Here is a 7,746-nt window from a genome sequence, read left to right as displayed (position 1 = left end):
CTGCTCCCAGACCATGCGGCCCACGTTGTCCCAGTCGGTGATGAGGGTGCCGGTGTAGCCCCACTCGCCGCGCAGCACGTCGCTGAGGAGCCAGTCGTTGATCGTGATGGGCACGCCGTCCATGCTCTGGTAGCCGAGCATGAAGGAACGGCAGCCTTCCCGGGCCACCCGCTCGAACGGCGGCAGGAACCAGGAGCGGAGCTTGCGCCTGGAGATGTCCGCCTCGCTGGCGTCGCGCCCGCCCTGCGTCTCGGAGTAGCCGGCGAAGTGCTTGGCGGTCGCCAGGATCGCCGTCGGATCGGCCAGGCCGTTGCCCTGGTAGCCGCGCACCATCGCCGAGGCGAGCTCGCCGATGAGGAACGGGTCCTCGCCGAAGGTCTCGTTGATCCGCCCCCAGCGCAGGTCGCGGGAGATGCACAGCACGGGTGAGAAGGTCCAGTGCACGCCGGAAGCGGCCACCTCGACCGCCGTCGCCCGAGCCACCCGCGCGAGCAGGTCGGCATCCCAGGACGCCGCCATGCCCAGTTGGGTCGGGTAGATCGTCGCGCCCTCGCAGAACGAATGCCCGTGGATGCAGTCCTCGGCGACCAGCAGCGGAATGCGCAGCCGGGTGTCGGCGGTGAGTTCGTTCGCGCGCAGGATCAGCTCCGGCGAGGTGTGCAGGATCGAACCGACATGCATGTTCCGCACGTGGGCGTCCAGGCCGTCCTGGGCGTCGAGTTGGAGCATCTGTCCCACCTTCTCCGCCAGCGTCATCCGGGCCAGGAGGTCGGTGACGCGTTCGGGGATGGTGAACGCGGGGTCTCGGTATGGGAGGGACTCGGTGCGTGTGTCGGCGATCGTCATTTCGTTTCCTTTGTCGTGCTGGGGGTCGCAGTCTTCGTCGGGGTGCGTACGGCGGTCACCGCATCATTGACGTTGAGACCCTTCTTCTTCATCGCCCTGGCCCGCTCCCCGGCCGAACGGAGGCGCGGGTTGACGTACTCGTCGATGCCGAAGTTGATCAGCGACAGGGCGACGCCGAGGATGGCGATGCACAGTCCGGCGGGGATGTACCACCACCAGAAGTCCGGGAAGGCGCCGTTCTGCTGCGCCCAGAACAGGATCGTTCCCCAGTTCAGGTTGGTGATGGGGATCACCCCGATGAAGGCGAGCGTGGTCAGGCCCAGCACAGCGGCGGTGACGGTGCCGACGAAGCTCGACGCGATGATCGCCATGAGGTTCGGCAGCATCTCCACCAGGATGATGCGGTGCAGCGGCTCGCCATTGGCCCGGGCGGCCTGGATGAAGTCGCGGTTTCGCAGCGACATGGTCTGCGCGCGGAGCACGCGGGCACCCCAGGCCCAACCGGTTGCGGCCAGCACCACGGCGATGAGGATGAGCGGCGGGTTCTCGAACTGGGACGCGACGATGATGATCAGCGGCAGCCCGGGGATGACGAGGAACACGTTCGTGATCGCGGAGAGCGATTCGCTCCGCCAGCCGCGGGTGTACCCGGCGACGACGCCCATGACCACGGCGATCGCGGTTCCGATGATGCCGGCCAGGAATCCGACGACGAGCACGCCCCGGGTGCCGTAGATGATCTGGCTGAGGATGTCCTCGCCCATGTGGGTCGTGCCGAGCAGGTGGGTCCAGGTCGGTGCCTGACGCAGCGCCGTGAAGTCCTTCTCGAGCGCGCCGTACGGGGCGATGACATCACCGAGGAGCGCGACGGCGACGAAGACGCCCAGGATGACGATCCCGGTCAGCGACTTCGGGTTGCGGAACATCGCGAAAGACATCGCCAGTTGCGACCAGAACGTTTTCTCCTTGGGCGGCCTGCTGGATACCGGGGCACGCATGGTGGATGTCTCGGGGCTGCCGACGCTGGCCGGGCCGGTGGGAACATTCAGGGTAGACATCTCAGGCCTCCGTCTGGCGCGTGCGGGGATCGAGGATGGCGTAGGCGACGTCTGCGAGGATGTTCGCACACAGCACCGCCATCGTGATGATGAGGAACACACCCTGCATGAGCGGGTAGTCCTTCGCGTTGGTCGCATCCAGCAACAGCTTGCCGATGCCGGGGTAGGAGAACACCATCTCCATCACGATCGTGCCGCCGACGATGAATCCGATCGACAGCGCGAAGCTGGACAGCTGCGGCAGCATCGCGTTGCGGGCGGCATAGTTCCAGAGCACCCGACGGTTCGGCATGCCCTTCGCCTGAGCGACGGTGATGTAGTCCTCGTCGAGCACGGTGAGCATCATGTTGCGCATGCCCAGGATCCAGCCGCCCAGGGACGCGACGACGATCGTGATCGCCGGCAGGGCACCGTGGGCGATCACCTGACCGATGAAGTCGGCGGTGAACGCCGGCGATGAGCCCTTGTCGTAGGCGTGCGAGGCCGGGAACCAGCCCAGGGTCGACGAGAAAACGGCAATCGCGATCAGGCCCAGCCAGAAGTACGGCACGGTGCTGAAGAAGGTCGAGATCGGCACGATCACATCCGCTTTGCTGCCCCGGCGCCAGCCGATGATGGCACCGGTCGCGGTGCCGAGGAAGAAGGAGATGATCGTGGCGATGCCGACCAGTCCGAGCGTCCACGGCAGAGCCGAGGAGATGACCTCGCCAACCGGCGCGAGCCCGTTGGAAAAGGAGCGGCCGAGGTCCCCGCTGAACAGGAGCTGCCAGTAGCTGGTGTACTGCTCCCAGACCGAGCTGTCCTTGTCGAGGCCGAAGAGGATCCGCAGGGAGCGTTCGGCTTCCACGCTGATCTGACCGGCGTTGCGCTGCATATACGCGGTGACGGGGTCTCCCGCCATCATGCGCGGCAGGAAGAAATTGATGGTGATCGCCGCGAACGCCGTGAACAGGTAGAACGCGCTCCGGCTGGCGATGAAGCGGACCGGGATCTTCATGCGGCACCTCCCTGGGGACGGGCCGTCGCGAAGTGTTTCTCGGGGTCGGGCGACGCGCTTCGCAGCACCCGGGTGTACTCGTGTTGAGGGTTGAGGATGACGTCGTCGGCGGTGCCGTGCTCGACCACGCGGCCGTGGTTCAGCACCATGATCTGGTCGCTGAAGTGGCGTGCGGTGGCGAGGTCGTGGGTGATGTACAACACGCCAAGGCCTTCCTCCCGCTGCAGGTCGGCGAGCAGGTTCAGCACCCCGAGGCGGATCGAGACGTCCAGCATCGACACCGGCTCATCCGCGACGAGCAGAGACGGCCGGGACGCCAGTGCCCGGGCGATGGCGACACGTTGGCGCTGTCCGCCGGAGAGCTCGTGCGGACGACGGTCGATGACCGCGCCCGGGTCCAGGCGCACCCGATCCAGGAGGCGCCGGACCTCTGCCTCGATTCCGGCCTTGGGGACGACCTTGTCCAGCTGCAGCGGACGCTCGATGTGGTACCGGATCGAGTGGTACGGGTTGAGTGAGGCGAAGGGATCCTGGAAGATCATCCGCAAGGTCTGGCGGTAACTGCGGAGGCCTTTTCCGTGGCGCGGGATGGGCTTGCCGTTCAGCAGCACCTCCCCACTGGTCGGCGTCTCCAACTGGGTCAGGATTTTCGCGATGGTCGACTTGCCGCTGCCGGACTGGCCGACCAGCGCAATCGTCTCCCGGTCGTGCAGGGTGAAACTGACGTCGTCGAGGGCGAGCATCGACGATGCCCCGCGCACCCGGTAGCGTTTGGAAACGTTCACAAACTCGAGAGTGGTCATCGGACCAGCACTCCTCTCTCGCCGGTGAGGCGCGGAAACGACGCCAGCAGCGTCTTGGTGTACTCGTGCTGCGGGTGTTCCCAGATTTGCCGGGCGGGTGCCAGTTCGATGATTTCGCCGTTGCGCATCACCGCGATCCGGTCGCTGATCTCCAGCAGCAGCGGCAGGTCGTGGGTGATGAAAATCACGGAGAAGCCGAACTCGTGGCGCAACTGGGAGATCTGACGCAGAATCTCTCGCTGTACCAGCACATCCAGGGCCGTGGTCGGTTCGTCCATCACCATCAGCTGGGGGCGGAGGGCCAGCGCCATCGCGATCATCACGCGCTGGCGCATGCCGCCCGAAAGTTCGTGCGGATAGGAGCGGATGCGCTCGCGCCCGACGGCCACGAGGTCCAGCAGCTCCTCGCACGCGGCCCGGCGTTCACGCCGGCTCAGGTCGGGACGGTGCACCAGGAAGACGTCGTCGAGTTGTGCGCCGATCGTCGTGACCGGGTTGAGCGCATTCATCGCGCCCTGGAACACCATCGAGATCTTGTCCCAGCGGAAGCGCCGCATCTCGTCGGAGTCCAGCCCGTTGATGTCGACGTCGACGCCGGCGGCGTCGTGAAAGATCACGCTCCCGCTGGTGATCACCGCGGGTGCCCGGAGCAGGCGCTGCAGGCCGTAGGCGAGGGTGGTCTTTCCGCATCCGCTCTCACCGGCGAGCCCGAGGATCTCGCCGCGCTGCAGTTCGAGGGTTACGTTCTTCACCGCCTCGACGACTGGATCGACGTCGTACACGACCGAGAAGTCGTGCACGGTGAGCAGGGGGTCGGGCATGGGTGTCGTCGCTTTCATGAAGGTCGGCGAAGGAGGAGCGGATGCCATCGCATCCGCCCCTCCTCCGAGTCGAGCTACTCTGCCGGTGTCAGTTTCGTGAGGATCAGCGGAACGGTGACCTGTACGGGGTCGGCCGTGGCGTACTGGTCGTCCTCGCTGGGCCAGCCCGTGTAATTGCGGGTGTTGTACTCGCCCAGCACCGGGTGGGTGCCGACCGGGATCACCGGCACGTCCTCGACGAAGATGCTCTGGATCTCCTCCAGCGCCGTGGTGCGCTCCTCATCGGTGGCCGCGGTCGCGTACGTGTTCAACAGCTCCGTGGCACGGGGGTTCTCGTAGCGACCGAAGTTGAAGTCGACCTCATCGCCCGCCAGCAGCCAGCGTCCGTCCATCGTGTCTGAGTACAGGTCGTACGGGGTGGTGCCGCCGTCGGTCCAGTGCATGATGGCGTCGAAGTTGCCCGAGCGCTTGTTGGCCCACCAGGTATCGGCGTCAGGCGTGTTCACCTTCGCGTCGGCGCCCAGGCTCTCCGTCACCTGGTCGGCGATCAGGCTGATGCCGGTGACGTAGTCGTTCCAGCCCTGCGGAACCTCGAGCGTGAACGAGACCGGTTCGCCGTCGGGGTCGATCAGGGCGTCACTGGCCCAGGTGTACCCGGCGTCTTCGAGGATCGTGCGAGCGCCCTCGACGTCCATCGAGAAGTCCTCGCCCTCGTACTGGGGAGCGATGTACTGCTCGCCGACGGGGGTCGGCAGACCGGTCACCGACGACAGTTCGGGGCCGGCCTTCTCGCGGGCGATCTCGGTGTGCGCCGCACGGTCGATGACGATGTTGACCGCCTGACGGAAGGCGAGGTCGTTGAACGGCTTCTTCTGGTGGTTGAGGAACAGCACATCGGGTGCCAGCACATTGGCCGCCCAGAACACGTTGTGCTCAGGGTCCTTGTCGACGAAGGCACTCTGCACATTGGGAATGAAAGCCTGCGCCCAGTCGGCATCGCCGTTGGCGAGGGCCGTGGTCAGCGCCGTGTTGTCGTTGTAGGAGACGTAATACAGGGTCGGCACGGCGAGGTCGCCGCCCCAGTAGTCGTCACGGGCCTGGAGCGTGACGGACTGGCTGCTGAAGCTGTCCAGTGTGTACGGACCGGTACCCACGGGCTCGGGGTTGGTTTCGGTGGTCGGGTCTGCGATGTCGGCCCAGATGTGCTCGGGGACCATCGGGATGTGCAGCACCTGTGACTGCTTGACGAACTTCGACTCGGCGAAGGTGAGAACCACGTTCTCGCCGTCCTTCACGATGTCGGTCATCTGCAGGTTGCCCGTGTCGAGCGCGGGAGTGTTGCGGATCAGGTTGTAGGAGAAAACGACGTCGTCGGCTGTGAACTCCTCGCCGTCGTTCCAGGTCACGCCGGTACGCGGGGTGACCGTGAGGATGGTGTAGTCGTCGTTCCATTCGACTTTCTCGGCCAGCCAGGGGGTGGTTTCGTTGTCGCCGACGGCGTTCACCATCGCGAGGGGTTCGAAGATGACGTTCTTGTAGCCGAGCCGGTTCGCGGCGGAATCACCAACCCAGGGGTTGTTCGACTCCGTCGTGATCGCGCCGTCCGGCTTCGCGATGGTCAGAGCCGCCCCGCCCTCGGGCTGTGACTCGGGTGCGGCCCCGCTGCAGCCGGTGAGGGCGAGAGCCGCCACAAGTCCGGCACCGATAAAGGTTCTTCTAAGCCTCATTGCTTCTCCTTTGATCATGCAGCACCGTCCTTGGTGCGCACATGGCATTAACTTACTTGCTGGTAAGTAACTTTAGTGGAACGGTACCAACACGTGGGTAATATGGCAAGAGAGCGATGTTCGACCGCATCATCGCCCGCCGAAGGGGGCGCCGTGATCCACGAAGCGCCGGCGAGCACGCCCCGAACCAGGCCGGCAACGCAGCGCAAGCGCAAGGAGATCCTGGACGCGGCCATCGACATTTTCGGCAACAAGGGTTACGCGAACGGAACCCTGGCCGACATCGCCGACCAGGTGGACATCACCCACGCCGGGGTGCTCCACCATTTCGGGTCGAAACAGAACCTGCTCCTGGAGACGCTCGCGTACCGGGACGAGTCAGACGTCGCCGACCTCGACGATCAGCACATCCCGGATGGGCCGGAACTCTTCCTGCACCTGGTGCGAACCGCGGTCGTGAACTCGCGCCGCGCCGGTATCGTGCAGGTCTACACGGTGCTCTCCGCGGAGTCCGTCACGGATGATCACCCGGCACGCCCATTTTTCGAGAGCCGGTACTCGACGCTGAGGGGTGAGGTCGCGGATGCCTTCCGGGTGCTGTGCCATCAGGAGGGCATCACGGAACCGGCGACGATCAACGCGGCTTCCGCGAGCATTCTTGCCGTGATGGACGGCCTGCAACTGCAATGGCTCCTGCACCCGCAGGACATCGACCTCGCCGAGGCCAGCGAGTTCGCCATCCGTGCGATCGTCAACGCGGTTCTTCGCCCGGGTCCGGAACTGTCTGCGTATTCGCGCGGTTGACGGCGTTCCTCGGCCGCTTCCCTACGAGCGTCACGGAGCCGTACACCGGGAGCCGTTGCGCCTGCCTGGCCCGGACATAGTGAAGCGGTGCCAGGAACACCTGGCACCGCTTCGCCCTGAGGAGAACGGGCATCAGCCCTGTGCTGCGGTAGGCGGCGATCTGGCCCACTCGGGGCGCATCCGATCCTGACCCTCCGGAACACGCGGCGCGACCGTGCGCGCAGGCCGAGGGGACACCTCGGGATGCGGCTCGGGGTCGCGCAACGTTGCCGGAGTGAGCAGCATGCGCACGATGTCATCGAACAGCACGCTGACGATGACATTCTCGGCATCTGCCAGGATCTGGTCACCGCGGTCTGGCGGCGCATCCACGGCCTGAAGGGCTGCGGCTACTAGTCTCACGGTCACCTCCCGATGTGCTCATCTTCCTTCGGACGGCAAAATATTAACTCCACCGGCGAATCAGAATCAAGACGTTTTCGGATGCTTCTGAGCCGACCTTCAACTCACCAGCCGAGGCCCCGTCGCTCGAGCCGGGCCACAGCGGCGCTAGGCGGTCAGGTTGAGTTCCTCGAGCCGGTCGAGCAGCTCGGCGGGACCTCCTAAGACGGTCCACGCTCCCGCGTCCATGAGCAGGTCCCCGGCGATTCCGCCGGAGAGCACACCGAGCGACCGCACACCGGCCCGCGC

8 protein-coding genes are annotated in these 7,746 nt (G+C 65.6%); 1 reads left to right on the top strand and 7 read right to left on the bottom strand.

Annotation, left to right across the window (positions count from 1 at the left end; translation table 11 throughout):
- From JWP54_RS08420 to JWP54_RS08395, 6 genes are all read right to left on the bottom strand, one after another.
- Nucleotides 1-846: glycoside hydrolase family 3 N-terminal domain-containing protein (locus JWP54_RS08420; protein ID WP_297370286.1), on the bottom strand; the 846-nt coding region annotated here is incomplete at its 3' end.
- A complete protein-coding gene (locus tag JWP54_RS08415) occupies nt 843-1,844 on the bottom strand; it encodes an ABC transporter permease (RefSeq protein WP_297370289.1) in 1,002 nt (333 codons plus the stop codon). The genes JWP54_RS08420 and JWP54_RS08415, both read right to left, overlap by 4 nt.
- A 61-nt stretch (nt 1,845-1,905) precedes the next feature.
- Nucleotides 1,906-2,901: an ABC transporter permease gene (locus JWP54_RS08410; RefSeq protein WP_297370282.1), complete on the bottom strand. Its 996-nt coding sequence runs from the start codon at nt 2,899-2,901 to the stop codon at nt 1,906-1,908.
- Nucleotides 2,898-3,704 carry an ABC transporter ATP-binding protein gene (locus tag JWP54_RS08405; RefSeq protein ID WP_297370279.1) on the bottom strand — a complete coding sequence of 269 codons (807 nt, stop codon included), beginning with the start codon at nt 3,702-3,704 and terminating at the stop codon, nt 2,898-2,900. Before JWP54_RS08405 ends, JWP54_RS08410 begins: the two co-directional genes overlap by 4 nt.
- Nucleotides 3,701-4,525 carry an ABC transporter ATP-binding protein gene (locus JWP54_RS08400; RefSeq protein ID WP_297370276.1) on the bottom strand — a complete coding sequence of 275 codons (825 nt, stop codon included), beginning with the start codon at nt 4,523-4,525 and terminating at the stop codon, nt 3,701-3,703. The genes JWP54_RS08405 and JWP54_RS08400 overlap by 4 nt, the downstream gene beginning before the upstream one ends.
- 74 nt (nt 4,526-4,599) lie before the next feature.
- Nucleotides 4,600-6,252, bottom strand: a complete 1,653-nt coding sequence (locus JWP54_RS08395) for an ABC transporter substrate-binding protein (protein ID WP_297370273.1) — start codon at nt 6,250-6,252, stop codon at nt 4,600-4,602.
- A gap of 153 nt (nt 6,253-6,405) precedes the next feature.
- On the opposite strand from JWP54_RS08395, the gene JWP54_RS08390 reads away from it, so the two are divergent.
- The gene (locus JWP54_RS08390; RefSeq protein WP_297370270.1) at nt 6,406-7,056 is read left to right on the top strand and encodes a TetR/AcrR family transcriptional regulator; all 651 of its coding nucleotides are present in this window, start codon (nt 6,406-6,408) and stop codon (nt 7,054-7,056) included.
- A gap of 132 nt (nt 7,057-7,188) precedes the next feature.
- On the opposite strand, the gene JWP54_RS08385 is transcribed toward JWP54_RS08390, so the two are convergent.
- The gene (locus JWP54_RS08385; protein WP_297370267.1) at nt 7,189-7,458 is read right to left on the bottom strand and encodes a hypothetical protein; all 270 of its coding nucleotides are present in this window, start codon (nt 7,456-7,458) and stop codon (nt 7,189-7,191) included.
- Nucleotides 7,459-7,746 lie beyond the last annotated feature (288 nt).

The organism is Cryobacterium sp., assembly GCF_025463825.1.
GTDB lineage: Bacteria > Actinomycetota > Actinomycetes > Actinomycetales > Microbacteriaceae > Cryobacterium.
Note: the sequence above shows the minus strand (reverse complement) of the source record. Positions and strands in the feature narration are given on the sequence as shown.

Coding starts and splice junctions, on each gene's coding strand:
- JWP54_RS08405 (WP_297370279.1), bottom strand. CDS start 3,704: ATGACCACTCTCGAGTTTGTGAACGTTTCCAAACGCTACCGGGTGCGC.
- JWP54_RS08415 (WP_297370289.1), bottom strand. CDS start 1,844: ATGCGTGCCCCGGTATCCAGCAGGCCGCCCAAGGAGAAAACGTTCTGG.
- JWP54_RS08400 (WP_297370276.1), bottom strand. CDS start 4,525: ATGCCCGACCCCCTGCTCACCGTGCACGACTTCTCGGTCGTGTACGAC.
- JWP54_RS08410 (WP_297370282.1), bottom strand. CDS start 2,901: ATGAAGATCCCGGTCCGCTTCATCGCCAGCCGGAGCGCGTTCTACCTG.
- JWP54_RS08395 (WP_297370273.1), bottom strand. CDS start 6,252: ATGAGGCTTAGAAGAACCTTTATCGGTGCCGGACTTGTGGCGGCTCTC.